Genomic DNA, 1,879 nt, shown 5'->3' on the forward strand with positions numbered 1-1,879 from the left:
TTCAGATAAACACTAGAGCAAAATTTTGTAAATAAGGCTACAATCAAAAAGTCTTCCCAAAATTCAGTATTAACACTTAAATGGATAGTAGATTCACTGCAAGTTAAGTCCAAGGAAATAGAGTCGTTCTGGTTTTGGGTTGACAGGAACTCTCAAGACAAGCTTTTGAGGTGAGCATTCTTGATTGCCAAAAATTTCGTTATAGATAGGTTCATTAGACTGCACACTTATACTTCGAGCTTCTTCAGTTTGAATGAGACAGGGAGTAATTTTAGGGGTACAGGATTGTAGCCCGATACTATTTAAGATAAGAGTGACAATAATTCCTAGGTAGCGGTGCGACCCCGGCGAGATGCCCTCGCCATGGGAACGCGCACCAAGACATCGGAAGAGTTTATTCATGCGAAACTGTACCATGAAATGACTTAAAATATGCTGTGGGCTAGCACTTTTTAGTTGAGCGTTCATGCCTACAGGATCACCTAAGGCATCTTTTGCCAACCTGGAGCGATATACGATGGAAAGGGTATGCGATCGCGTTAGATACATCTCACTAATGATCTTCTAAGGTCACCGCAGACTTCCGGATTGTTGGCAAAATTAGCATGTTTGTCGTTTGTGCAACTCCTCTAATAGCAGTTCGAGCTCCTTAATGTCTACTTCCGCTTCTGCCGTGGGATTCCAACCTGATTGGATCTCTCAGTCAAAAATACCCTAGGTGGGCTCTTACCATTAAGAATTAAATTCCCGCGATTGTCGCTCCTCCAGCATTTGTGTCTGGGCAACCAGACTAGGATCATCTTGACTTCTAGCAAACTGCTCTACCAACTCGCTGCGACTGCTCTTCAACCTCTTGGCCAATTTGTCTAGTTTCTTAATGCTGCTCGGCGTTAGCATGTTTGTTGACTAGGATTTTCTATTCTCCTTGTGTTATCTGTATGCTTCTCATTCCTTGGGCTAATCGCCTACACACCCAAGTTATATCAGAAGCTTATTTTAAGTATAGACACTTGATAACTTAATTAACATAATTACACCATGTATTGGAATTAAGTCTGTGGAATTAAGTCTGTAAGTAGCCTATCAGTCTATTCGATGAAGATGGGACTACAAAACTTTTTCTAAAATACAACAAGCAATTAATAGGAGTGCATCAATGAGCTATAAAGATGAACTATTTCCTTGGCGCATCATCCGCCATCTGCCTAAATGCCAGCGAATCGTTGTCGCTCGCTTTCGCCGCCGCAATCAAGCAGAAGCCCATCTGCAAGCACTGCGCTGCTTAATACCAGATGCTCGCTTCACCCTTATGTTCGACATCACACTAGATGACATTGTCCCAGCTATCGCTATGACACAGCACTCATCTCAACCAAATCATCAATAAAACCCAATCGTTAGATCTGATTACTGTTGGATTTGGCTCGATGAAACTACTTCAGAAGTTTCCCAAAACTAAGCGCAAAATTGCCAAACTTATCGCCATTTCTGAATCATAGATTGTCAAAATCTAGTTTTGGTCTTATATTCTGTTTTTCGAACGCCGAGACACAGTAGAAAAATTGCTCAGCAAGGGTTACTCTGGTAGAGTGAAAAAGCTCACTAAAGCGCGAACACCTACAGCAGTTGCGGGATGCCATCCAATCGGACTACAAAAATCTGCAACTACAAAAAGCACCACAAACCACATGACATCAGGGCTACGGCTTAATGTCATTTTTGAGCTTTCGTGGATTTTGGCGAAATCAAACAGAACCGACCTCAGCCACTGTGAATCAAAAACTTATCGTGATCTGGTATCGCAACGATTTACGGATCCATGACCATGAGCCACTCTATCAAGCTGTCCAGGAAAAAGCTCAAATTATCCCCCTGTACT

4 protein-coding genes are annotated in these 1,879 nt (G+C 42.2%); 2 read left to right on the forward strand and 2 right to left on the reverse strand.

Annotated elements, in window-relative coordinates; all coding sequences use genetic code 11:
- Positions 1-93 precede the first annotated feature (93 nt).
- The gene (locus F6K53_RS39215; protein WP_293085314.1) at positions 94-549 is read right to left on the reverse strand and encodes a hypothetical protein; all 456 of its coding nucleotides are present in this window, start codon (positions 547-549) and stop codon (positions 94-96) included.
- 183 nt (positions 550-732) lie between these two features.
- Positions 733-897 (reverse strand): ribbon-helix-helix protein, CopG family, encoded by a 165-nt coding sequence (locus tag F6K53_RS39220; RefSeq protein WP_293085317.1) that lies wholly within the window; start codon positions 895-897, stop codon positions 733-735.
- Between the two features lie 259 nt (positions 898-1,156).
- On the opposite strand from F6K53_RS39220, the gene F6K53_RS39225 reads away from it, so the two are divergent.
- Together F6K53_RS39225 and F6K53_RS39230 are read left to right on the forward strand one after the other, a co-directional pair.
- Complete coding sequence (locus tag F6K53_RS39225; RefSeq protein WP_075897375.1) at positions 1,157-1,387, forward strand: hypothetical protein; 231 nt, start codon at positions 1,157-1,159, stop codon at positions 1,385-1,387.
- 323 nt (positions 1,388-1,710) lie between these two features.
- Positions 1,711-1,879 (forward strand): deoxyribodipyrimidine photo-lyase (locus tag F6K53_RS39230; protein WP_293085320.1); only part of this gene is annotated, 169 nt, incomplete at its 3' end.

Origin of the sequence: Moorena sp. SIO4A1 (assembly GCF_010672065.1) — a bacterium.
GTDB lineage: Bacteria > Cyanobacteriota > Cyanobacteriia > Cyanobacteriales > Coleofasciculaceae > Moorena.